The organism is Streptomyces sp. NPDC029152 (assembly GCF_055564355.1).
On sequence record NZ_JBVHWR010000010.1, the window covers coordinates 82,903 to 104,213 of the forward strand.

Below are 21,311 nucleotides of genomic sequence, written 5' to 3' on the forward strand. Positions count from 1 at the left end.
AGTGGCGGAATGCCGCACACCGCCTCCCGCCACCTCGCCGAGGGCCCCCGCGTGGGCATACGGCACTTCACGTACGACGACGGCGCCGAGTTCACCGCCCGGGTGCGGGAGAGCAAGGACCTGCACCATCCGTGGCTCTTCCCGCCGGACAGCGCCGCGGCGTACGCCGCCTACGCGTCCCGGCTCATCGAGGACCCGGCCAAGGCCGGGTTCCTGGTGTGCGAGAAGGACGGCGGGGACATCGCCGGGTTCATCAACATCAACAACATCGTCCACGGCGGCTTCCTCAGCGGCGCCCTCGGCTACGGTGCCTTCGCGCACGCGGCGGGCCGGGGCCTGATGCGCGAGGGCCTGGACCTCGTCGTGCGGTACGCCTTCGGGCCGATGCGGCTGCACCGCCTGGAGATCAACGCGCAGCCGGGCAACACCGCCTCGATCGCGCTGGCCCGCGCCTGCGGCTTCCGCCTGGAGGGCTTCTCGCCGAAGATGCTCTACATCGACGGGGCCTGGCGCGACCACCAGCGCTGGGCGATCACCGCCGAGGACGTGCCTTCCGGTTGATCTTCATGGTGTCCAGGTCCGTCACCGTCGACCGCAGGCCGCCGAACCCGTAGCCGAGCCCGCGCAGCACCGTCTCCGCCCGGTCCTCGGCGATCGCGCCCGCCATCTCCTCGCCGTCCGCCGCGTCCGACACCACGACGAACCGCATCGAGAAGTGCTTCAGCGGCGACGGCTCGTACGACAGCGAGCCCTCCTCGGTGAACCGCATGCTCGCCATCCCGTGGCCGGCCGCCTCGGCGAGCAACCGGGCACGGGCCTCCTCGGTCAGTCCCTCCCAGGTGCCCCGGACGATCACCCGGTAGGTGTGCCGCTCGCTCACGCGCTGCTCCTTCGTCACGTACGCCGACCGCCGACTGTACGCGGCACCCCGGCACGGCCCCCAGCGAATAAACGTGAGCCACGTCGCGCGGACGCGGTCGGCACCGCCCCTGTTCACCGCGCCGGTGAGCGGCTTCCATGGGGAAGCGTGACGACGATCCGACGTGAGGTACTGACGCTGCCCGCCGCGCCGCTCGGACCGGACAACCCGCTGCCGCCGCTGCGCCCGCTGGACGAGGCCCACCGCATCGACGACCGGGACCGGGCGGCCCTGCCGCGCGACATGGCCCGGCAGGTCGGCTACGCACCCCTGCGCAGCCTGCTGCCCGTACCGGTCAGGGACGGATACGGCCGCAGCCGCGCCCCGCGCGCCCTGGACGCGCTCGTGATCGAGAACGACCGGCTCAGGGCCACCGTCCTGCCCGGCCTCGGCGGCCGGATCGCCTCCCTCCTCCACAAGCCCGCGGGACGCGAACTCCTCTACGTCAACCCGGTGTTCCAGCCCGCGAACTTCGCCCTCAACGGCGCCTGGTTCTCCGGCGGCATCGAATGGAACATCGGCGCCACCGGCCACACCACCCTGTCCTGCTCGCCCGTGCACGCCGCCCGGGTGCCCGCACCGGACGGCGGGGAGATGCTGCGCCTGTGGGAGTGGGAGCGGCTGCGCGACCTGCCCTTCCAGGTCGACCTGTGGCTGCCGGAGGGTTCGGACTTCCTCCGCGTCGGCGTCCGGGTCCGCAACCCGCACGAGCGCCCGGTGCCGGCGTACTGGTGGTCCAACACCGCGGTCCCCGAGGACCGCCGCGTCCTCGCCCCCGCCGACGAGGCCTGGCACTTCGGCTACGAGCGCCGTCTGAGGCCCGTCCCGGTCCCCTCCTGCGACGGAGCCGACCGGACGTACCCGCTCAACAGCACCTACGCCGCCGACTGGTTCTACGAGGTGCCCGACGGCCGGCGCCGCTGGATCGCCGCGCTCGACGAGGACGGGCACGGACTGGTGCAGACCTCGACCGACGTCCTGCGCGGCCGCAAGCTCTTCGTGTGGGGCGCGGGGCCCGGCGGCCGGCGCTGGCAGGAGTGGCTCACCGAACCCGGCACGGGCGGCTACTGCGAGATCCAGGCCGGCCTCGCCCGCACCCAGCTGGAGCACGTGAGGCTGGAGGCGGAGAGCGAGGTGTCCTGGCTGGAGGCGTACGGGCCGCTCGACGCGGAGCCCCGGGGCGAATGGCACACGGTGCTGCGCGGGGCGGAGGAGCGGCTGGAGCGTGCGCTGCCGCGCGCCGACGTGGACGCCGCGTACGCGGTCTGGCGGCCGTACGCCGACGCCGAGCCCGGCGAGCGCCTCGCCACCGGTTCGGGCTGGGGCGCGCTCGAGGTGCTGCGCACGGGCTGGAAACTGCCCGGCACGCCCTTCGGGGAGAGCACCCTCACGGACGAGCAGGAGCCCTGGCTGCACCTGCTGCGCGCCGGGTACCTCCCCGAGCCGGACGGGCACCGGCCGCCCGGCCCGACGCCGGTCGCCCGGCCCTGGCGGGACATGCTGGAGACGGCGCCCGCCACTTCGGACACCGAGTACCACCTCGGCATCGCCCAGTGGCACGCCGGTGACCTCGCGCAGGCGGTGCGCAGTTGGGAGCGCGGGCTGCGGAACGCCACCGACCGCTGGCCGCTGCTGCGCTGCCTCGCGCTGGCCGACCGGGAGGACGGCCACCCCGAGCGGGCCGCCGACCGGTACGCCGAGGCCTTCGACGACCTGTGCGCGCGGCGGGCCGGGGAGGACCGGCGGACCGCGGGGGACGACGGGGGCGAGGGGGAGGGCGGGGACGACGGTGAGCGGTGGCGGGCGGCGACGGCCGCGCTCGGACGCGAGGCGATCGAGGCGCTGCTCGCGGCCGGACGCGCGGTGGACGCCCGTGCCGTGTGGGAGCGGCTGCCCGAAGCGGTCCGCGCACGCGGCCGGTTCCGGCTGACCGAGGCACAGCTGCTGTCCGCCGAGGGCCGGCGCGCCGAGGCCCGGGCCGTCTACGACGAGGGCTTCGAGGTCGCCGACCTGCGGGAGGGCGACGAGAGCATCGGCCGGCTGTGGGCCCGGCTCACCGACGAGCCGCTCCCGGCCCGCCACGACTTCCGGATGCGGCCGGACGGAGGATGACCCCGCCGCCCGGCCCGTCCGCGGCCGCCGAGGCGCACGGACCCTAGGCGCGCCGGTCCGCGTACTCGTACACCGTCCCGTCCGGGTGACGGGCGATCAGGTTGCGGCCCACGGGCGTGGGCACCGGACCCGCGATGATGTCCGCGCCCAGCCCGGTCAGGACCCGGCGGGTCTCCTCGACGTCCGTCACGGCGATCGTCGCCGCCACCTTGCGCAGCACCTCGAGCTCGGACTCGGGGCCGCTCATCAGCAGGAAGCAGCCGATCGCGGCGACCTGGACGCCACCGCGCCCGAAGCGCTGCGCCGGGCCGCCGGCCAGACCCTCGTAGAAGGGGATCGCCTTGTCCAGATCGTCGACACAGATACGCAGTGTGGCTCCCAGAATGTCCATACGGGCGAGCCTAGTTGGCGGCCGACGGGTGCGGGGCCCATGGACCCGCGGGGCACGGGTACCCGCAAGGCATGGACCGCATGGATCACTTGGAACACCTGGACAGGCAACTGGTCGACGAACTGGCGCAGGTGGCACGCGAGACCGTGCGCGACGAGCTGCGCGAGCAGACGCGGAAGCAACGCCGCAAGGCCACGCTCTACGCCGCCTCCGGCGCCGCCGCGCTGTACGCGGGCGCGGCCCTCGCGCTCGCCGTGGGCCTGGCCCTGGCCACCGGCCTGCCCGGCTGGGCCGCCGCGCTGATCACGGCCGCCCTCCTGGGCGTCGCGGCCTACCTGCTGCGCGGCGCGGCGCGGCCGCACGCGTCGGGGCCGGGGGCCGTGCCGGGCTCCGGTCACGGCGCCGGCCGCCCGCACACCGCCGGCGGACACGCCCCCGCCGCGCCGCCGCACGGACTCGGCGTGCCGTACCCGCCCATGCCGCCCGCGCCGCCCGCCGCCCCCGGCACCGCGGCGCCGCGCCGGGACGGTGACGGCCCCGAGGGTCCGCACCGCCGCGCCTGACGGCGGCCCACGGGAACGGCCGCGCCCCGGGACACCCGTCCCGGGGCGCGGCCGTCGCGCGGACGAGGAACCGCGGATCAGCTGCTCTCCTGGAGCTGCGGCAGCACCTTCGTGCGGTAGAAGTCGAAGAAGCCGCGCAGATCGGGGCCGATCTGGTTGACGTAGACGCGGTCGAACCCGGCGTCGGCGAACTTCCTCAGCTCCGCGACGTGCTCGTCCACGTCCTCGCCGCACACCCGGTTCTCGCGCACCATGTCCTCGGTGACCAGCGTCTGCGCCTGCTCGAAGTGCTTCGGCGAGGGCAGCACCTGGCCCAGCTCGCCCGGCAGCAGCTCGTTGGCCCACAGCCGGTGCACGGTGCGCACCGCCGCGTCCCGGTCGGTGTCGTAGCAGACCTTCGTGCCGCCGCTGACCAGCTTGCCGCCGCCCCCGCCCTTGCGGTACTGCTCCACCATCGAGGCGTCCGGCATCATCGTGATGTAGCCGTCGCCCACCCGGGACGCCAGCGCCGTCGCCGCCGGACCGAAGCCGGAGATGTCGATCGGGACGGGCTCGTCGGGGACCGTGTACAGGCGGGCGTTCTCCACCGTGTAGTGCGTGCCGTGGTGGTTGACCTCCTCGCCGGACAGCAGCCGGCGCATGATCAGGATGGCCTCCTCCAGCATCTCCAGGCGCACGTGCGCGGCCGGCCACGCGTCACCGAGGATGTGCTCGTTGAGCGCCTCGCCGCTGCCGACGCCCAGCCGGAAACGGCCCCCGGTCATCACCGCGCTGGTCGCCGCGGCCTGGGCCACCACCGCCGGGTGGATGCGCACGGTCGGGCAGGTCACCGCCGTCTCGACCGGCAGGGACACGGCCTCCGACAGGGCGCCGATCACGGACCACACGAACGGACTCTGTCCCTGCTCGTCGTTCCACGGGTGGTAGTGGTCCGAGATCCACAGCGCCTGGAATCCGGCCTGCTCGGCCATCCGCGCCTGCTCGATCAGCTCCGCGGGACCGTACTGCTCGCACGAGAGGAAATAGCCGTACTCGGGCATGGGCTGCCTCCGGGGCGTGGTCGGGTGGGTCCCGGCCCGAGTACCCGGGCGCCGGTCCGGAAACCGGCTGCGCGGATCCGCCCGGACGTTTGGGGGCCCGGGCCAAGGGGACGCGGGAAGCCACGAGGTACGCGACAGCCCGGAGGCGAACCGTGAGCCGACCCCGCATCGTGATCGTCGGCGCCGGCTTCGCCGGGTACCGGACGGCCCGCACCCTGTCCCGGCTCACCCGGCACCAGGCCCGCATCACCCTGCTCAACCCGACCGACTACTTCCTCTACCTGCCCCTGCTGCCCCAGGTCGCCGCCGGCATTCTCGAACCGCGCCGGGTCAGCGTGTCCCTGACGGGGACCCTGCCGCGCGTCCGGCTGGTGCTCGGCGAGGCCGACGGCGTCGACCTCGACGGGCACATCGTGCACTACACCGGCCCGGAGGGCGACGAGGGCACCCTCCCCTTCGACCGGCTGGTGCTCGCCACGGGCAGCGTCAACAAGCTGCTGCCCGTCCCCGGCGCCGCCGAGCACGCCCACGGCTTCCGCGGACTGCCGGAGGCGCTGTACCTGCGCGACCACGTGACCCGGCAGATGGAGCTGGCCGCCGCGGCCCGGGACCGCGCGGAGTGCGCCGCCCGGTGCACCTTCGTCGTGGTCGGCGCCGGGTACACCGGCACCGAGGTCGCCGCGCACGGCCAGATGTACACCGACGCGCAGGTCCGCCGGCACCCGATGCGCACCGGGATGCGGCCCCGCTGGATGCTGCTGGACGTCGCGCCGCGCGTCCTGCCGGAGATGGACGAACGGCTCTCCCGCACCGCCGAGCGGGTGCTGCGGCAGCGGGGCGTCGACGTGCGGACGGGCACCTCGGTGAAGGAGGCCACCCACGACGGGGTCGTGCTGACCGACGGCACGGCCGTCGGCACCCGCACGCTGGTGTGGTGCGTGGGCGTGCGGCCCGACCCGCTCGTGGAGTCCCTCGGGCTGCCCGTGGAGCGCGGCCGGCTGCTGGTCGACCCCCACCTCCAGGTGCCGGGACGCCCCGAGCTGTTCGCGTGCGGCGACGTGGCGGCGGTGCCCGACCTCGACAACCCCGGCGGATACACGCCGATGACCGCGCAGCACGCCTGGCGGCAGGGCAAGGTCTGCGCCCACAACGTCGCCGCGTCGCTCGGCATCGGCGGCGGGCGGCGGGCCTACCGCCACCGCGACCTGGGCTTCGTCGTGGACCTGGGCGGCACCAAGGCCGCGGCCGACCCGTTCGGCGTCCCGCTGTCCGGGCCGGCGGCGGGCGCGGTCACCCGCGGCTACCACCTCGCGGCGATGCCGGCCAACCGCGTGCGGGTCGCGGCGGACTGGCTGCTGGACGCGGTGCTGCCCCGGCAGGCCGTGCAGCTGGGCCTCGTACGGTCCTGGTCGGTCCCGCTGGAATCGGCCTCCCCCGAGCCGGCACGGGTCCCGGTGGGGACGGCGCCCGCGAGGACGGGCGGCCCGGAGACCGGCTCCGGACCCCGGGGAGGTGCGGGCCGGCCGGACGCCGGCCCCGCGCCGGACGCGGCACGCGACGCCGCCGCGGCAAGCCGGCCGGCGAGGAAGCGGCCCGTCGGCGAACCGGCGACGCGCCGCCCCGCCGACGCGCCGGGCCCGCCCGAGCCCGGCCCGCCGGGCACCCGGGGCGAACCCCGGCGCGCCGCCGGTGCCCGGTCCGGGCCGCGGTCCGCCGGCGCGTCCGCCCCGACCCGCTTCGCCGGCGTTCCCCCCGACCCCGGACCCGAACCTCCGGCCGACCAGCCGCCGCCCGGCCCCGGCATCGCCCCCGGCCCGGTCAGGCGTACCGACGGACCCCCCGAAGGAGACTCATGAACACCGGTGAACTCGTCGAACTCGGACAGCAGTTGCGCGTCGACAGCGTGCGCGCCTCCGCGGCCGCGGGCTCCGGGCACCCCACGTCCTCGATGTCCGCCGCGGACCTGATGGCGGTCCTGTTCGCCAACCACCTCCGCTACGACTTCCAGCGCCCCGACCACCCCGGCAACGACCGCTTCGTCCTCTCCAAGGGCCACGCCTCGCCCCTGCTGTACTCCGCCTACAAGGCGGCCGGCGCCATCGACGACGAGGAACTGCTCACGTTCCGCAAGCTGGGCAGCCGTCTGGAGGGCCACCCCACGCCACAGCGGCTGCCGTGGGTCGAGACGGCCACCGGCTCGCTCGGCCAGGGCCTGCCCGTCAGCGTCGGCATCGCCCTGTCCGGCAAGCGGCTGGACCACGCCGGCTACCGGGTGTGGGTCCTGTGCGGCGACAGCGAGATGGCCGAGGGATCGGTGTGGGAGGCCGCCGAGCACGCCGGGTACGAGCGCCTCGACAACCTCACCGTGATCGTGGACGTCAACCGGCTCGGCCAGCGCGGTCCCACCCGGCACGGTCACGACCTCGACGCCTACGCCCGCCGCTTCCGGGCCTTCGACTGGCACACGATCGAGATCGACGGCCACGACGTCGACGCCGTCGACCGCGCCTACGGCGAGGCCCTGTCCACCAGGGGCCAGCCCACGGCGATCATCGCCCGCACCCTCAAGGGCAAGGGCGTCCGGGCCGTGGAGGACCGTGAGGGCCAGCACGGCAAGCCGGTGCCGGACGCCGACGAGGCGATCGCCGAACTCGGCGGCCCGCGCGACCTCGCCGTCCGGGTGCACGAGCCGCCGTCCGCGCGGGCCCTGCACTCGGCCGGCTCCGGGCAGCTCGAGCTGCCCCGGTACGAGACCGGCGACGAGCTGGCCACCCGCAACGCCTTCGGCGAGGCGCTGGCCGCGCTCGGCACCGCCCGCGGTGACGTCGTCGCCCTCGACGGCGAGGTCGGCGACTCCACCCGCGCCGAGTTCTTCGCCGAGAAGCACCCCGAGCGCTACTTCGAGTGCTACATCGCCGAGCAGCAGATGGTCGCCACCGCCGTCGGCATGGCGGCGCGCGGCTGGGTGCCGTACGCCACGACGTTCGCGGCCTTCCTCACCCGCGCCCACGACTTCGTCCGCATGGCGTCGATCAGCGGCTCCGGCCTCAACCTCGTCGGCTCCCACTCGGGCGTCGCCATCGGCCAGGACGGGCCCAGCCAGATGGGTCTGGAGGACCTGGCCATGATGCGGGCCGTCCACGGCTCCACCGTGCTCTGCCCGTGCGACGCCAACCAGACCGCCCGTCTCGTCGCCGAGATGGCCGGGCTGGAGGGCATCCGCTACCTGCGCACCTCCCGCGGCGAGAGCAAGGTGATCTACGGACCCGACGAGGAGTTCCCCGTCGGCGGCAGCAAGGTGCTGCGCTCCTCGGACCGCGACCGGCTGACCGTCGTCGCGGCGGGCGACACCGTGCACGAGGCGCTGGCCGCGGCCGACGCCCTCGCCGGGGAGGACATCGCGGTCCGGGTGATCGACCTGTACTCGGTCAAGCCCGTGGACCGGGAGACGCTGCGGACGGCCGCCGAGGAGACCGGCTGCCTGCTGTCCGTGGAGGACCACCGGGAGGAGGGCGGCATCGGCGACGCGGTCCTCGACGCGTTCACCGACGGGCGTCCGGTACCGCGCCTGGTCCGGCTCGCCGTACGGACGATGCCCGGCTCGGCCTCCCCGGCCGAGCAGTTGCGCGCGGCGGGCATCGACGCCGGCTCCATCGCGGCGGCCGGCCGGCTGCTGGTGGGGGAGGCGGTCGTCGCGTGAGCCGTGACGCCGCACGGACCGTCCGGGCCGGCCGGCGCACCGTGGAGGTCCACCGGCCCGGCAAGGTGCTGTTCCCCGCCGGTAGCGGCCGGGACGGGAACGGCGGCGCCCGGGAGTACACCAAGGGCGACCTCGTCGATTACCACCGGGCCGTCGCGCCGTTCATGCTGCCGCACCTGCGGGGCCGCCCGCTCATGCTGGAGCGCCACCCGGACGGCGTGGACGGCCCGCGGTTCATGCAGAAGAACACCCCGGAGCACTATCCGGACTGGATATCCCGCACCGAGGTGACCAAGGAGGGCGGCACCGTCTGCCACACCGTCTGCGACGACACCGCCACCCTCCTGTACCTCGCCGACCAGGCCGCCCTCACCCTGCACCGCTGGCTGTCGCGGTCCGGGCGGGCCGACCGGCCGGACCTGATGGTCTTCGACCTCGATCCGGCCGTCGACGACTTCACCCGGGTCCGTGAGGCGGCCGGACTGCTGGGCGGACTGCTCGACGAGCTGAAGCTCCCCTCGGCCCTGATGACCACCGGCTCCCGCGGTCTGCACGTCATCGTGCCGCTGAAGGGCGAGCAGGACTTCGACGAGGTGAGGACGTTCGCGCGGGACGTCGCCGACACCCTGGCCGCGGCCCACCCGGACCGGCTCACCACCGCCGCCCGCAAGAAGGACCGCGGCGACCGGCTCTACCTCGACATCCAGCGCAACGCCTACGCGCAGACCGCGGTGGCCCCCTTCTCCGTCCGGGCCCTGCCCGGCGCGCCGGTGGCGACACCCCTGTCCTGGGACCAGCTGCACGACCCCGGTCTGCACGCCCGCCGCTGGACCGTCGCGGACGCCGCCGATCAGGCACGCACCCGGCCCTGGGACGGGATCATGGGCCGCCCGCGGGCGCTGGGGCCCGCCCGGCGCCGGCTGGAGGCCCTGCGCGGCTGAGTACCTCGACGGCCGGACCGCGTGCCGCCGCGGTTGCGCGCACGCGTGACACATGCATGCGCTCGTGGAGGTTTGGCGAACACACTTGCGGCCACACGGGGAGGAGAGGTGGCCATGTCGAACACGAACAACACGTCCGAATCACAGACCGCACAAGAGACTTCACACACAGCACGGAGTTCTCGGAAGTCCCAGGACTCACAGGAGACACAAAAGGAACCGAAGGCGCGTCGGCCGCGGCCGATGGAGATCCTCCGCGAGGCGCGTGCCCAGCTCGCGGAACTCACCGGGATGACCGCGGAGTCCGTGTCGTCCTTCGAGCAGACGGAGGACGGCTGGTCGCTGGAGGTCGAGGTCCTCGAGCTGGAGCGGGTGCCCGACACGATGAGCCTGATGGGCAGCTACCTGGTGGAACTCGACCCGGAGGGGCAGCTCACCGGTTACCGGCGAGTCAGGCGCTACGAGCGCGGACGGGCCGACGCGCGCGGTTCCGGCGGACGCTGAACCGCGCCCGTACGGACACACACCACGAAATGGATGGAGGACATCCGGCATGTCTGTCGTACCGGCACAGCAGACCGGCGGCGGAGGCGGCAGCAGCGGCCTCTACGACGTTCTCGAGCTCGTACTGGACAGGGGGCTCGTCATCGACGCATTCGTGCGCGTCTCCCTGGTCGGCATCGAGATCCTCAAGATCGACGTCCGCGTCGTCGTCGCCAGTGTCGACACCTATCTGCGCTTCGCCGAGGCGTGCAACCGGCTCGACCTGGAGGCCGGGCCGCGCAAGGACCCGGGCCTGCCCGACCTGGTCGGAGAGATGACCGAGTCCGGCGCCCGCGGCAAGTCCAAGGGGGCGCTGTCCGGCGCCGCCGAAACCATCTCGGACGCGTTCAAGCAGGGCCGCGACGAGAGCGGCTCCGAGCGGGAGACGGCCTCCCGCCCGCGTGCCCGCAAGACCGCGTCACGTCGTAAGGAGGAGCAGGAGTGAGCACGTACGTCTACGGCATCACCGCCGCGTCCCACCCCTCGCTCCCGGAAGGGCTGACGGGTGTCGGCAACCCGCCGGGCGAGGTGCGGATCCTCAAGGAGGGCGACCTGGCGGCGGTCGTCAGCGACGCCCCCGAGGACCTGCGTCCCAAGCGCAGGGAACTGCTCGCCCACCAGAACGTGCTCAGCGAGGCGGGCGCGGAGGGCTGTGTGCTGCCCATGCGGTTCGGCAGCGTCGCCCCGGACGACAGCGCGGTCACCGGCGTCCTCGCGGAGCGCGCCGAGCACTACCGGGAGCGTCTGCGGGCTCTGGACGACCGGGTCGAGTACAACATCAAGGCCAACCACGTCGAGGAAGCCGTACTGCACCACGTGATGGCCGAGAGCCCGGAGATCCGCGCCCTCGCGGAGGCCAACCGGAAGTCCGGCGGCGGAAGTTACGAAGACAAGATCCGGCTCGGCGAGATGGTCGCCGCCGCCGTCAAGGACAGGGAGTCGCAGGACGGCACGGCGGTGCAGCGCGCCCTGGAGCCGGCCGCCGACGACGTCAGCGTGGGTCCCGAGTCCACCGGATGGCTCGCCAACGTGTCGTTCCTGGTGAAGCGGGACGAAGCCGAGGAGTTCCTGGCCGCCGTGGAGCGGGTCCGCGCGGAGATGCCGCACCTGGAGGTGCGGGTCAACGGACCGCTGCCGCCGTACAGCTTCGTCGAGCCCGGCCCGGCCGAGCCCGCGGGCACCGCGGCCGGTGGTGCGGACGCCGGAGCGGGGTGACGACCGTGGGACTCCTCTCGGAGATCCTCCTGCTGCCGCTCGCTCCGGCGCGCGGCGGCGGCTGGGCGATCAGGCAAGTGCTCGCCGAGGCCGAGCGCATCTACTACGACCCCTCCACGATCCGGGCCGAACTCGCCCGTCTGGAGGAGCGGTTGGAGGCCGGGGAGATCACCGACGAGGAGTTCGACCAGGAGGAGGACGCCCTCCTGGACCGGCTGGAGATCGCTACGCGCCACAGCGCGGGATTGGGCAACGGGACGGCACCATGAATCGAACGGGACTGGGTCTCGCCGTAGGGGCGGGCTATCTGCTGGGACGCACGAAGAAACTGAAGATGGCGGTCGCCGTGGGCACCATGGTGGCCGGCAAGAAACTGAACCTGACCCCCAAGGGCATAGCGGAACTGGTCTCCACGCAGCTGCAGAACAACCCGCAGTTCAAGGAGATCGGGGACCAGCTGCGCACGGACCTGCGAGGCGTGGGCAAGGCCGCGTCGGGGGCCATGGTGGAGCGGCAGATCAACGCGCTGGCCGACCGTCTCCAGGGGCGCACCGCGCAGGTGCGCGACCAGCTCTCCGGCGGCTCCCGTGACGCCGAGGACGCCGAGGACTCCAAGGACGCGGAGTACGAGGACGACGAGCCGCGCGACGAGGAGGACGAGGGGCGCGGGGACGAGCCGGACGAACGGCAGGAGTCCGGGCGGAGCCGCGAGCGGCCCGCGAGGAAGGCGTCCGACGCGGCGCGCGGGGCGGCGAAGAAGGCCCCCGCGAAGCGTCCGGCCAAGAAGGCCGCCGGGAAGGCGCCCGCGCGCAAGACGGCCGCCAAGAAGGCGCAGCCCGCCAAGAAGGCGGCCGGCAAGAAGACGGGGTCCGCGCGCGGCGCGGGGTCCCGGCAGTCGAAGGGCGGTGACGAGTGATGGCCGACACCCTCGGTTCCGCGGCAGGCAAGGCCGCCAAGAAGAACCCGCTCGCCGACGTGGCCCAGAGCGAGGCGGCCGACCGTCTGAAGGCGGAGGTCCAGGACTACCTCGCCGCCCAGGCCACACGGCTGCTGACCGGCGTCGGCCGCAAGCTCGGCGAGACCACCGGCAAGCTGAACGACATGGCCGAGGGCAACAGCCCCGGCTTCGCCAAGCTCGCCCTCGACGGCGGACGCAAGCTCGCCGAGGGCAAGAGCCCGATGCGGGCCGCGCTCGAGGTCGGCGCCGGCAAGGTGAAGGACAACGTGGTCGGCGCCTTCAAGAACCTCGGCGGCGGCAAGGGCAAGAAGAAGGGCGGCGGCGGCCAGAAGCCGACCGTCATCATCGAGTACGTCGACGTCGGCGTGCCCCTGCGCACGGCCTACGACCAGTGGACCCAGTACCAGGACTTCAGCACCTTCGCCAAGGGCGTCAAGAGCGCGAACCGTGCCGACGACACCACGTCCGACTGGCAGCTGAAGGTCTTCTGGTCCAACCGCAGCTGGAAGGCGAAGACCACCGAGCAGGTGCCCGACGACCGGATCTCCTGGACGTCGGAGGGGGCCAAGGGCACCACCAAGGGCGTCGTCAGCTTCCACAAGCTCGCCGACAGCCTGACCCGCGTCATCCTGGTCATCGAGTACTACCCCAGCGGTCTGTTCGAGAAGACCGGCAACATCTGGCGCGCCCAGGGCCGCCGGGCCCGCCTCGACCTGAAGAACTACGTCCGCCACATCACGCTCAAGGGCGAGGTGGACGAGGGCTGGCGCGGCGAGATCCGCGACGGCGAGGTCGTCCGCAGCCACGAGGACGCGGTCGCGGAGGAGGAGCGGGAGAACCAGGAGGGCGAGGAGGACCACGAGAGCGAGGAGCCGGAGGCCCGGGAGGGCGACGAGCACGACGAGCCCGAGGACTCCGACGAGCACGACGAGGACGAGGACTCCGACGAGGACGAGGACTCCGACGAGGCGGAGGACGCCTACGAGGACGACGAGCCCGAGGACTCCGACGAGCACGACGAGGATGACGAGCCCGAGGACTCCGACGAGGCGGAGGACGCCTACGAGGACGACGAGGGTGCTCCGTACGACGAGGACGAGGACTCCGACGAGGCGGAGGAGGCCGACGAGCCCAAGGACTCCGACGAGCCCGAGGACGAGGACGACTACGAGGAGGAGGACGAGGACGAGGAGGACGGAGCGGACGCCGAGGACGAGTACGCGTCCCGCGGTGAGTACGAGGACGAGGACGAGTACGAGGACGCCGGCCGCGGGAGTCGTCGATGACCACTCCCAGCCGGCTGCCCGATCCCTACGGCCAGGGACAGAGCGGCGCCAACCTCGCCGACATCCTGGAGCGGGTGCTCGACAAGGGCGTCGTCATCGCGGGCGACATCCGCATCAACCTGCTCGACATCGAGCTGCTCACGATCAAACTGCGGCTCATCGTCGCCTCTGTCGACAAGGCCAAGGAGATGGGCATCGACTGGTGGGAGAGCGACCCCGCGCTCTCCTCGCGCGCCCGGCGCGACGAACTGACCCGGGAGAACGCCGAGCTGCGCGCACGGCTGAGAGAGCTGGAGTCGGGCCGCGTACCGAAGGAGGAACGATGACGGGACTGCGGTACGTCTACGCCGTCTGCCGGCCCTTCGACGTCCCCCTCCAGTCCCAGCTGACCGGGGTGGCGGGCGATCCGCCCAGGCTGTTGACCCACCACGGCCTGGTCGCCGTGGTCAGCCACGTGCCCGAGGCCGACTTCTCGGAGGAGGCGCTGCGGGCCCGCCTGGAGGACCTGGACTGGCTCGCCGGGACCGCCCGCGCCCACCAGCAGGTCATCGACGCGCTCACCGTCGTCACCACGCCGCTGCCGCTCCGGCTGGCCACCGTCTTCCGGGACGACAGCGGCGTCCGCGTGATGCTGGAGGAGCGGGAGGAGGACTTCCGGCGCACTCTCGACCGGCTGGAGGGCCGGGTGGAATGGGGCGTGAAGGTGTACGTCGAGACGGAGCCCGGACAGCCGGAGCCTTCGGCGGAACCCGCGCCGAAGCCCGTCTCGGGCCGTGACTACCTGCGGCAGCGGCGCATGCGGACGCGCGCGCACGAGGACCTGTGGGCCAGGGCCGAGGAGTTCGCGACGCGTCTGCACGCGAACCTGTCCTCCCGGGCCGACGACGCGCGACTGCACGCGCCGCAGAACCCCGCGCTCTCCGGCGCCGCCGGGCGGAACGTCCTCAACGCCGCCTACCTGGTGCCGCGGGACGTCTCCGAGGAATTCGTGGAAATGGTGGACCGGACGAAGGACGACACTCCCGGAATGCGTGTGGAACTCACCGGCCCGTGGGCCGCCTATTCCTTCGCGGGAGAGGAGACCGCCGGCGAGAAGACGGCGGGCGCGGAGACAGCGGGGGAGGGGTCATGACCGTCGTCGAACGCCGTGAGATCGCCCTCGTGGACCTGCTCGACCGGCTGCTGGCCGGCGGAGTGGTCATCACCGGTGACATCACGCTGCGCATCGCGGACGTCGACCTGGTCCGCATCGACCTCAACGCGTTGATCAGCTCGGTCAACCGCAACGTACCGTCGCCGTTCGGGGACTGATGTGAGCGACCCCACCGAACGCCGCAAGAGCCTCGACCTGGAGCCCGACACCGTCGAGCGCGACCTGATCAAGCTGGTGCTGACCGTCGTGGAGCTGCTGCGCCAGCTCATGGAACGCCAGGCGCTGCGCCGCGTCGACGAGGGCGACCTGAGCGAGGAGCAGGAGGAGCGGATCGGGCTCACGCTGATGCTGCTCGACGACCGCATGACCGAGCTGCGCGACCGCTACGGACTGCGGCCCGAGGACCTGAACCTGGACCTCGGGCCGCTGGGACCGCTGCTGCCCCGGGAGTGAGCCTCCCGGGGCGGCGGCCTCACCGCCTGTCGTTCACCACCTGTACCAGCGGCCTCGGCCGCCGCCTGCGGTCGTCCCGCGAACCAGGAATCCCAGCAGCCACAGGATGATGACCACCAGGGCGACCCACCAGAGCACCTTCAGTGCGAATCCGGCGCCGAACAGAATGAGCGCGAGAAGCAGCACGAGGAGAAGCGGAACCATAATGTGTACCTCCTACCGTACTGTTTTCCCGTAATGCACCGATCCGACGCCGGTCAGGCTCCCTTTCGGCACAGGATCTCTCCGTGCAGGACGCTGAACCAGCCCTCCGGCCGCTCGCCCCACTCCCGCCAGGCCTCCGACACGGCCCGCAGCTCCTTCGCCGTCGCGTGGCCGCCCTCCACGGCCCGCTCGGCGTAGGCCGAGGCCAGGGTGCGGTCCGCCCACAGGCCGCTCCACCACTCCCGCTCGTCCGGTGCCGAGAAGGTCCAGGTGTCCGAGGTCGCCGTGATGTCCGTGAACCCGGCCTCCAGCGCCCACGCCTTCAGCCGGCGCCCGGCGTCCGGCTCGCCCCCGTTGGCGCGGGCCACCCTGCGGTACAGGTCCAGCCAGTCGTCCATGCCCGGGGAGGCGGGGTACCAGGTCATGGCGGCGTAGTCGGAGTCACGGACGGCGACGAACCCGCCCGGCCTCGCCACCCGCCTCATCTCGCGCAGCGCCTGCACCGGGTCGCCCACGTGCTGGAGCACCTGGTGGGCGTGGACCACGCAGAACGTGTCGTCGGGGTAGTCCAGGGCGTGCACGTCCGCCACCGCGAAGCCGGTGTTGGACAGGCCCCGCCCGGCGGCGGTGGCGCGGGCCCGTTCCACGATCTCCGGGGCCCGGTCCACGCCGGTCACGTGCCCGTCGGGCACCAGTTCCGCCAGGTCCGCGGTGATGGTGCCGGGGCCGCAGCCGACGTCCAGGATCCTCATGTGCGGCTTCAGGTGACCGAGCAGGTACGCGGCCGAGTTGGCGGCGGTGCGCCAGGTGTGCGAGCGCAGCACGGACTCGTGGTGCCCGTGCGTGTACACGGCGGTCTCCTGCTGTCCGGACATGGCTGATCCCCTCTTCGCGGCGGCTCGGCGCGCCGGTGCGCGGGGTGCGACGACCCCGCCCGGCGGCAGGATCACCGTACGCCCACGCACCACATGGTGAGATCCACGTTCTGCCATATGGACTGACGATGTGTCATGAAAAAGTGACCAATCGTCAGGAGGAGTGATCCACCAGGCGGTTTCCGGTGAGGGGACGGTAGACGGTGAGTGCCTCCGGGAGCTTCTCCAGGGTGAGGTCGCCCTGCGTCTCGGTGATCTCCCCGTCGAACGCCAGGAGGGTCCCCGGTGCGACACCGGTCAGCCGGAGCCGGCCCACCTGCACCGCGGCGTGGGCGGGGGAGCGGGTCAGCGGCCCGGCGAGGGCCGCCGAGAGCAGCCGCAGGGCCGGCCGGCGGCCGCCGTGCACCACCCGGATGTCCAGCTGTCCGTCCGCCAGGTCCAGCCGGCGGCCCGGGGCCAGGCCCATCCGGTGATACGTGCCGTTGCCCGCGAACAGCATCCACAGCGGGCGCCTGCGCCCCTGCACCTCGGCCTCCAGCGGATGCCGGTCGGCGCGCAGCACCCGCACCGCCGCGAGCACCCCCGCCGGCCAGCCGCCGATCCGGGGCGACCAGCGCTCCCGCTCGCGCACCAGCTCCGGATACACACCGAGGCTGAAGGTGTTCAGGAAGACCCCGCGCTTGTCGCCGGAGGAGAACCGGCCGACGTCCACCCGCACGCCCTCGCCGCCCTCCAGTGCCCGGCACAGGTCCTTGGCGTCCTCCACGCCCAGGTCGTAGGCGAAGTGGTTGAGGGTGCCGCCCGGCAGCACCGCCAGGGGCACGGCGTGGCGCATGGCGATCTCCGCCGCGGCGTTCACGGTTCCGTCGCCGCCGCAGACGCCGAGCACCACGGCCCGCTCCGCCGCCTTCTCCAGCTCCGCGCCGACGTCCCCCGGGTCGCACTCCACGACCTCGGCCCGGGGCAGCGCGTCGCGCAGCGCACGCACCCGGTCCGCCGTGCCGGACGCGGTGTTCGCCACCATCACCAGGCCCTCGCCGCCGGGCAGCGCCGGAACGTCGGCGCGCGGCCTGGCCGGCGGGATCAGCTGGGCACGCGTCGGCACCATGCCCCGGACGGCGAACGCGGCACCGGCGCCCAGGGCGGCCCCGGCGAGCACGTCGCTCGGGAAGTGCACACCGGTGTAGACCCGCGAGAGGGCCACCGCGCCGGCCAGCGGGGCCACCGCGGCGCCCCACGCGGGTGACTCCAGCGCGACGCCGGTCGCGAACGCGGCGGCCGACGCGGCGTGCCCCGAGGGGAAGGACGTGGTGATCGGCTGCCGCTTCAGCCGCCGAACCACCGGCACCGGGTCCAGCGCGGGCCGCGGCCGGCGGACCGAACGCTTGCCGAGCGTGTTGATCGTCAAGGAGGCCAGGCTCAGCGAGGCGAGGCCGCGGACGGCGGCGCGCCGGGACCGCGGGGTGCGGGCCGCGGCCAGCGCGGCGGCCGCCGCGAACCACAGCACGCCGTGGTTGGCGCTGCGGCTGAGCCGGGGCAGCACGGGGTCGGCGCCGGGCCAGCGCCGGGCGGCGACCGCCTCGAACACACGCTGGTCCAGCCGCAGCAGGCCGTCGCGCACCGGGTGCGGGCCGGGTGTCGGGGCGGTGAGGTCTACGTCGGGGCTCATTCCTCCCGCCTACCCGGCGGGCGGGATTTCCTGCGGGTGGCGTGCCGCACGCGCCCCGCCCGGCCCGCACCCGGGGAAAGCATTTGCCCGGACGGCGCCCGGAGCCGCAGAATCCGGCCCATGGGACATCTCGAAGCCGCGCACCTGGAGTACTACCTCCCCGACGGGAGGGCACTGCTCGGCGATGTCTCCTTCCGGGTGGGGGAGGGGGCCGTCGTGGCCCTCGTCGGACCCAACGGCGCCGGCAAGACCACCCTGCTCCGCATCCTCGCCGGGGAGCTCAAGCCGCACGGCGGGACCGTCGCCGTCGGGGGCGGGCTCGGGGTGATGCGCCAGTTCGTGGGCTCCGTGCGCGACGAGACGACCGTGCGCGACCTGCTGGTGTCCGTCGCACCGCCCCGCATCCGCGAGGCCGCGCGCGCCGTCGACGCCGCCGAGCACGCGATCATGACGGTCGACGACGAGGCGGCCCAGATGCGCTACGCGCAGGCCCTCGCCGACTGGGCCGAGGTCCAGGGTTACGAGGCCGAGACCCTGTGGGACATCTGCACCACGGCCGCGCTCGGCGTCCCCTACGACAAGGCCCAGTGGCGGCAGGTGCGCACCCTCTCCGGCGGCGAGCAGAAACGCCTCGTCCTGGAGGCGCTGCTGCGCGGCACCGACGAGGTGCTGCTGCTCGACGAGCCGGACAACTACCTCGACGTGCCCGGCAAGCGCTGGCTGGAGGAGCGGCTGGGGGAGACCCGCAAGACGGTCCTCTTCGTCTCCCACGACCGGGAGCTCCTCGCCCGCGCCGCCCAGAAGATCGTCTCCGTCGAGCCCGGCCCCGCGGGCGCCGACGCCTGGGTGCACGGCGGCGGGTTCGCCACCTTCCACGAGGCCCGCCGCGAACGCTTCGCCCGCTTCGAGGAACTGCGCCGCCGCTGGGACGAGAAGCACGCGCAGTTGAAGAAGCTGGTTCTGACGCTGCGTCAGGCGGCTGCGGTGAGCCACGAGATGGCGTCGCGGTACGCGGCCGCCCAGACCCGGCTGCGCAAGTTCGAGGAGGCCGGGCCGCCGCCCGAGCCGCCCCGCGAACAGGACATCCGGATGCGGCTGAAGGGCGGCCGTACCGGCGTACGGGCCGTCACCTGCGAGGGCCTGGAACTCACCGGCCTGATGAAGCCCTTCGACCTGGAGGTCTTCTACGGCGAACGCGTCGCGGTCCTCGGCTCCAACGGCTCCGGCAAGTCGCACTTCCTGCGGCTCCTCGCGGGCGAGGAGGTGGCGCACACCGGGAACTGGAAACTGGGCGCGCGCGTGGTGCCCGGACACTTCGCCCAGACCCACGCCCACCCCGAGCTGCTGGGCCGCACCCTCCTGGACATCCTGTGGAAGGAACACGCCCAGGACCGCGGCGCCGCCATGTCCCGGCTGCGCCGCTACGAGCTGACCCAGCAGGCCGAGCAGTCCTTCGACCGGCTCTCCGGCGGCCAGCAGGCCCGCTTCCAGATCCTCCTGCTGGAACTCCAGGGCGTCACCGCCCTGCTGCTCGACGAGCCGACCGACAACCTCGACCTGGAGAGCGCCGAAGCCCTCCAGGAAGGCCTGGAGGGCTTCGAGGGCACGGTCCTCGCGGTCACCCACGACCGCTGGTTCGCCCGCTCCTTCGACCGCTACCTCGTCTTCGGCAGCGACGGCCGCGTCCGCGAGACACCGGAGCCGGTCTGGGACGAACGGCGGGTGGAGCGGGCCCGGTAGCCGGCCGCCCGGACCACCGGGCGGGCGCGTCAGCGCCAGCGCAGCAGGGCGCCCAGGCCGCCCACCGGCGCGTCGTCCGCCGCCTCCTGCGGCAGGGCCGGCGTCACCGAGATCGCCGGGGCACCGGTCATCACCGCCGAACGCAACAGCGCGTCGTCCGCGCGGGCCGACCAGGAGTTCTGCTCGCCCAGCGTCTTCAGCTCCGTACGGCGCACCGCCAGCTGGTCGGCGTCCTCGCCGATCCACACCTCGCGGTGCGTCTCGGGCCCGTCGGGGATGATCAGCAGCTCGTCGATGCGGTGCTCCCGGGCGGCCTCGACCAGCGCCGGTACGCCCTCCACCGCGGCGGCCCGGCCCTCGCCGTCGGGTGCGCGGGCGGCCAGGAACCTGTCCAGGTCCTCCCGCGCCCGCGCACGCACGTGCTCGTCGCGCAGCCGTTCCACGTCCTCGTCCAGCAGCCGGCTGCCCGCGCCGTGCGCGGCCTCCACGACCCGGCCCTGCAGCCGCTTGGGCAGCCGCTCGTGCACGGACCGCCGCTCGCGGTCGTCTCCCACCAGGATCAGCAGGTCGGCGCCCGTCTCCTCCTGGCACACGGCCAGCGCGTCGGCGATCTCCGCCGCGTTGTGCTCCCAGGTGTTCTCCACCCGCAGCTGGAAGTGGCGCTCCGACCAGTCGACGCTGCTCGTGCGGTGCACGGGCCACTGACGGCCGGTCACCGAACCCGCGTCCCGGCTGCCCAGGGCGCTGCGCAGCTCGAAGTCGGCGCCCTTGCGGTCGATGTACGCCACGACGCACACCGGGTCCTCACCGGCCAGCTCCAGCAGCGGCGCCACGTGCGGCAGCGGTGCCCAGCAGGTCTCCGTGCCGCCCTGCGGGGCGCGCGCCAGCGGCGGGTCGAGGACCACCCGCCCGGCACAGGCGAACAGTGCCCGCCCGTGCGGGTCGGTGGAGTGCCGCAGCCCGTCCACCGCCTCCCGCACGGCCCGGCAGGTCGCGTCGTCCGCGCCTTGTGCCGCCAGCTCCCGGGCCACCGCGGCGGCCGTCAGCTCACGTTCGTGCGGGGTGTCCTCCGCGTGCCGGGAGAGGTCGACGTACACGGAGGCCCAGGGCCCCTGGTGTTCGTAGAGAGGATGCAGAAACGAGAGATCCATGGTTCCCTCCCGGATGCCGCTCGGGGGTGGTAGTGCTTCCGCTGCGGGTACCCGGACCGCATGAACGAACACGACACGCGGGACGACACCCCGACCGGGGTGGACCCGGGCCGGCTGGACGACCAGCAGCTCATGAAGGAGCTGGAGACCATCCACCGCACGCGCCACGACACCCTGCTGTACGGGTCGAACGACGCGCTGCGGGCCCACAACGAGCGCATGGCGCAGCTGGAGGGCGAATGGCTGCGCCGCAACCCGCGGCGTCCGGTCGCCGCGGGCCGCACCCGCGAGGGCGCCCGGGAACGGCACTCCGGAGAGGGCACCGCCCCCGGCGCCTGAGCGCCGCGCCCGCCACGCCGCCCGCGTGTGCCGTCCGCGCACGGGCCCGGCCGGCCCAC

The 21,311-nt window shown here is 73.6% G+C and carries 25 protein-coding genes; 18 read left to right on the forward strand and 7 right to left on the reverse strand.

Annotated features, from left to right (window positions below):
- Positions 1-9: 9 nt before the first annotated feature.
- Complete coding sequence (locus ACZ4V6_RS21750) at positions 10-561, forward strand: GNAT family N-acetyltransferase (protein ID WP_467829813.1); 552 nt, start codon at positions 10-12, stop codon at positions 559-561.
- Here the strand turns inward: ACZ4V6_RS21750 and ACZ4V6_RS21755 are convergent.
- On the reverse strand, positions 533-880 hold the full coding sequence (locus ACZ4V6_RS21755; protein ID WP_467829815.1) for a DUF6204 family protein: 348 nt from the start codon (positions 878-880) through the stop codon (positions 533-535). The two genes, ACZ4V6_RS21750 and ACZ4V6_RS21755, sit on opposite strands and share 29 nt — an antisense overlap.
- 147 nt (positions 881-1,027) lie before the next feature.
- Here ACZ4V6_RS21755 and ACZ4V6_RS21760 point away from each other — a divergent pair, with 147 nt between their 5' ends.
- Positions 1,028-3,031, forward strand: coding sequence for a DUF5107 domain-containing protein (locus ACZ4V6_RS21760; RefSeq protein WP_467829818.1), 2,004 nt, complete (start codon positions 1,028-1,030; stop codon positions 3,029-3,031).
- Between the two features lie 43 nt (positions 3,032-3,074).
- On the opposite strand, the gene ACZ4V6_RS21765 is transcribed toward ACZ4V6_RS21760, so the two are convergent.
- Positions 3,075-3,422 (reverse strand): VOC family protein, encoded by a 348-nt coding sequence (locus ACZ4V6_RS21765; protein ID WP_467829821.1) that lies wholly within the window; start codon positions 3,420-3,422, stop codon positions 3,075-3,077.
- 71 nt (positions 3,423-3,493) lie between these two features.
- Between ACZ4V6_RS21765 and ACZ4V6_RS21770 the strand changes: the two genes are divergently transcribed.
- On the forward strand, positions 3,494-3,985 hold the full coding sequence (locus ACZ4V6_RS21770; protein WP_467829823.1) for a phage holin family protein: 492 nt from the start codon (positions 3,494-3,496) through the stop codon (positions 3,983-3,985).
- 77 nt (positions 3,986-4,062) lie between these two features.
- On the opposite strand, the gene ACZ4V6_RS21775 is transcribed toward ACZ4V6_RS21770, so the two are convergent.
- Complete coding sequence (locus ACZ4V6_RS21775; RefSeq protein ID WP_467829825.1) at positions 4,063-5,025, reverse strand: LLM class F420-dependent oxidoreductase; 963 nt, start codon at positions 5,023-5,025, stop codon at positions 4,063-4,065.
- A gap of 152 nt (positions 5,026-5,177) precedes the next feature.
- Here ACZ4V6_RS21775 and ACZ4V6_RS21780 point away from each other — a divergent pair, with 152 nt between their 5' ends.
- From ACZ4V6_RS21780 to ACZ4V6_RS21840, 13 genes are all read left to right on the forward strand, one after another.
- Positions 5,178-6,881 carry an NAD(P)/FAD-dependent oxidoreductase gene (locus ACZ4V6_RS21780; RefSeq protein ID WP_467829827.1) on the forward strand — a complete coding sequence of 568 codons (1,704 nt, stop codon included), beginning with the start codon at positions 5,178-5,180 and terminating at the stop codon, positions 6,879-6,881.
- Positions 6,878-8,725: a transketolase gene (locus ACZ4V6_RS21785; RefSeq protein ID WP_467829829.1), complete on the forward strand. Its 1,848-nt coding sequence runs from the start codon at positions 6,878-6,880 to the stop codon at positions 8,723-8,725. The genes ACZ4V6_RS21780 and ACZ4V6_RS21785 overlap by 4 nt, the downstream gene beginning before the upstream one ends.
- A complete protein-coding gene (gene ligD, locus ACZ4V6_RS21790) occupies positions 8,722-9,666 on the forward strand; it encodes a non-homologous end-joining DNA ligase (RefSeq protein WP_467829833.1) in 945 nt (314 codons plus the stop codon). The genes ACZ4V6_RS21785 and ligD overlap by 4 nt, the downstream gene beginning before the upstream one ends.
- A gap of 114 nt (positions 9,667-9,780) precedes the next feature.
- Positions 9,781-10,170 (forward strand): gas vesicle protein GvpO, encoded by a 390-nt coding sequence (locus tag ACZ4V6_RS21795; protein ID WP_467829836.1) that lies wholly within the window; start codon positions 9,781-9,783, stop codon positions 10,168-10,170.
- 49 nt (positions 10,171-10,219) lie between these two features.
- Complete coding sequence (locus ACZ4V6_RS21800) at positions 10,220-10,654, forward strand: gas vesicle structural protein GvpA (RefSeq protein ID WP_467829839.1); 435 nt, start codon at positions 10,220-10,222, stop codon at positions 10,652-10,654.
- Positions 10,651-11,424: a GvpL/GvpF family gas vesicle protein gene (locus ACZ4V6_RS21805; protein WP_467829841.1), complete on the forward strand. Its 774-nt coding sequence runs from the start codon at positions 10,651-10,653 to the stop codon at positions 11,422-11,424. Before ACZ4V6_RS21800 ends, ACZ4V6_RS21805 begins: the two co-directional genes overlap by 4 nt.
- A 5-nt stretch (positions 11,425-11,429) precedes the next feature.
- Positions 11,430-11,693, forward strand: coding sequence for a gas vesicle protein GvpG (locus tag ACZ4V6_RS21810; protein ID WP_467829844.1), 264 nt, complete (start codon positions 11,430-11,432; stop codon positions 11,691-11,693).
- Positions 11,690-12,340: a DNA primase gene (locus ACZ4V6_RS21815; protein ID WP_467829846.1), complete on the forward strand. Its 651-nt coding sequence runs from the start codon at positions 11,690-11,692 to the stop codon at positions 12,338-12,340. The genes ACZ4V6_RS21810 and ACZ4V6_RS21815 overlap by 4 nt, the downstream gene beginning before the upstream one ends.
- Entirely contained in the window at positions 12,340-13,668 is a 1,329-nt protein-coding gene (locus ACZ4V6_RS21820) for an SRPBCC family protein (protein ID WP_467829849.1), read from the forward strand. Before ACZ4V6_RS21815 ends, ACZ4V6_RS21820 begins: the two co-directional genes overlap by 1 nt.
- Positions 13,665-13,994: a gas vesicle protein gene (locus ACZ4V6_RS21825; protein ID WP_467829852.1), complete on the forward strand. Its 330-nt coding sequence runs from the start codon at positions 13,665-13,667 to the stop codon at positions 13,992-13,994. Before ACZ4V6_RS21820 ends, ACZ4V6_RS21825 begins: the two co-directional genes overlap by 4 nt.
- On the forward strand, positions 13,991-14,800 hold the full coding sequence (locus tag ACZ4V6_RS21830; protein WP_467829854.1) for a GvpL/GvpF family gas vesicle protein: 810 nt from the start codon (positions 13,991-13,993) through the stop codon (positions 14,798-14,800). Before ACZ4V6_RS21825 ends, ACZ4V6_RS21830 begins: the two co-directional genes overlap by 4 nt.
- Positions 14,797-14,979 (forward strand): gas vesicle protein, encoded by a 183-nt coding sequence (locus ACZ4V6_RS21835; RefSeq protein ID WP_077799359.1) that lies wholly within the window; start codon positions 14,797-14,799, stop codon positions 14,977-14,979. The genes ACZ4V6_RS21830 and ACZ4V6_RS21835 overlap by 4 nt, the downstream gene beginning before the upstream one ends.
- A 1-nt stretch (position 14,980) precedes the next feature.
- On the forward strand, positions 14,981-15,274 hold the full coding sequence (locus ACZ4V6_RS21840; RefSeq protein WP_467829856.1) for a gas vesicle protein K: 294 nt from the start codon (positions 14,981-14,983) through the stop codon (positions 15,272-15,274).
- A 33-nt stretch (positions 15,275-15,307) separates the two neighbouring features.
- Here the strand turns inward: ACZ4V6_RS21840 and ACZ4V6_RS21845 are convergent, their stop codons facing one another.
- From ACZ4V6_RS21845 to ACZ4V6_RS21855, 3 genes are all read right to left on the reverse strand, one after another.
- Entirely contained in the window at positions 15,308-15,478 is a 171-nt protein-coding gene (locus ACZ4V6_RS21845) for a hydrophobic protein (RefSeq protein WP_467829859.1), read from the reverse strand.
- Between the two features lie 53 nt (positions 15,479-15,531).
- Complete coding sequence (locus ACZ4V6_RS21850) at positions 15,532-16,353, reverse strand: methyltransferase domain-containing protein (RefSeq protein WP_467829862.1); 822 nt, start codon at positions 16,351-16,353, stop codon at positions 15,532-15,534.
- Between the two features lie 154 nt (positions 16,354-16,507).
- Positions 16,508-18,022 carry a phosphatase PAP2 family protein gene (locus ACZ4V6_RS21855; protein ID WP_467829864.1) on the reverse strand — a complete coding sequence of 505 codons (1,515 nt, stop codon included), beginning with the start codon at positions 18,020-18,022 and terminating at the stop codon, positions 16,508-16,510.
- 120 nt (positions 18,023-18,142) lie between these two features.
- On the opposite strand from ACZ4V6_RS21855, the gene ACZ4V6_RS21860 reads away from it, so the two are divergent.
- Positions 18,143-19,762 (forward strand): ABC-F family ATP-binding cassette domain-containing protein, encoded by a 1,620-nt coding sequence (locus ACZ4V6_RS21860; RefSeq protein WP_467829866.1) that lies wholly within the window; start codon positions 18,143-18,145, stop codon positions 19,760-19,762.
- A 29-nt stretch (positions 19,763-19,791) separates the two neighbouring features.
- On the opposite strand, the gene ACZ4V6_RS21865 is transcribed toward ACZ4V6_RS21860, so the two are convergent.
- Positions 19,792-20,913 carry a baeRF2 domain-containing protein gene (locus ACZ4V6_RS21865; protein ID WP_467829869.1) on the reverse strand — a complete coding sequence of 374 codons (1,122 nt, stop codon included), beginning with the start codon at positions 20,911-20,913 and terminating at the stop codon, positions 19,792-19,794.
- Between the two features lie 60 nt (positions 20,914-20,973).
- On the opposite strand from ACZ4V6_RS21865, the gene ACZ4V6_RS21870 reads away from it, so the two are divergent.
- Complete coding sequence (locus ACZ4V6_RS21870) at positions 20,974-21,252, forward strand: DUF6158 family protein (RefSeq protein ID WP_467829872.1); 279 nt, start codon at positions 20,974-20,976, stop codon at positions 21,250-21,252.
- Positions 21,253-21,311 lie beyond the last annotated feature (59 nt).

Bases quoted from the DNA above. Each gene is read 5' to 3' on its own strand.
- ACZ4V6_RS21750 (WP_467829813.1), top strand. From the start codon at position 10: ATGCCGCACACCGCCTCCCGCCACCTCGCCGAGGGCCCCCGCGTGGGC.
- ACZ4V6_RS21765 (WP_467829821.1), bottom strand. From the start codon at position 3,422: ATGGACATTCTGGGAGCCACACTGCGTATCTGTGTCGACGATCTGGAC.
- ACZ4V6_RS21770 (WP_467829823.1), top strand. From the start codon at position 3,494: ATGGACCGCATGGATCACTTGGAACACCTGGACAGGCAACTGGTCGAC.
- ACZ4V6_RS21775 (WP_467829825.1), bottom strand. From the start codon at position 5,025: ATGCCCGAGTACGGCTATTTCCTCTCGTGCGAGCAGTACGGTCCCGCG.
- ACZ4V6_RS21785 (WP_467829829.1), top strand. From the start codon at position 6,878: ATGAACACCGGTGAACTCGTCGAACTCGGACAGCAGTTGCGCGTCGAC.
- ACZ4V6_RS21795 (WP_467829836.1), top strand. From the start codon at position 9,781: ATGTCGAACACGAACAACACGTCCGAATCACAGACCGCACAAGAGACT.
- ACZ4V6_RS21800 (WP_467829839.1), top strand. From the start codon at position 10,220: ATGTCTGTCGTACCGGCACAGCAGACCGGCGGCGGAGGCGGCAGCAGC.
- ACZ4V6_RS21815 (WP_467829846.1), top strand. From the start codon at position 11,690: ATGAATCGAACGGGACTGGGTCTCGCCGTAGGGGCGGGCTATCTGCTG.
- ACZ4V6_RS21820 (WP_467829849.1), top strand. From the start codon at position 12,340: ATGGCCGACACCCTCGGTTCCGCGGCAGGCAAGGCCGCCAAGAAGAAC.
- ACZ4V6_RS21825 (WP_467829852.1), top strand. From the start codon at position 13,665: ATGACCACTCCCAGCCGGCTGCCCGATCCCTACGGCCAGGGACAGAGC.
- ACZ4V6_RS21830 (WP_467829854.1), top strand. From the start codon at position 13,991: ATGACGGGACTGCGGTACGTCTACGCCGTCTGCCGGCCCTTCGACGTC.
- ACZ4V6_RS21835 (WP_077799359.1), top strand. From the start codon at position 14,797: ATGACCGTCGTCGAACGCCGTGAGATCGCCCTCGTGGACCTGCTCGAC.
- ACZ4V6_RS21845 (WP_467829859.1), bottom strand. From the start codon at position 15,478: ATGGTTCCGCTTCTCCTCGTGCTGCTTCTCGCGCTCATTCTGTTCGGC.
- ACZ4V6_RS21850 (WP_467829862.1), bottom strand. From the start codon at position 16,353: ATGTCCGGACAGCAGGAGACCGCCGTGTACACGCACGGGCACCACGAG.
- ACZ4V6_RS21855 (WP_467829864.1), bottom strand. From the start codon at position 18,022: ATGAGCCCCGACGTAGACCTCACCGCCCCGACACCCGGCCCGCACCCG.
- ACZ4V6_RS21860 (WP_467829866.1), top strand. From the start codon at position 18,143: ATGGGACATCTCGAAGCCGCGCACCTGGAGTACTACCTCCCCGACGGG.
- ACZ4V6_RS21865 (WP_467829869.1), bottom strand. From the start codon at position 20,913: ATGGATCTCTCGTTTCTGCATCCTCTCTACGAACACCAGGGGCCCTGG.
- ACZ4V6_RS21870 (WP_467829872.1), top strand. From the start codon at position 20,974: ATGAACGAACACGACACGCGGGACGACACCCCGACCGGGGTGGACCCG.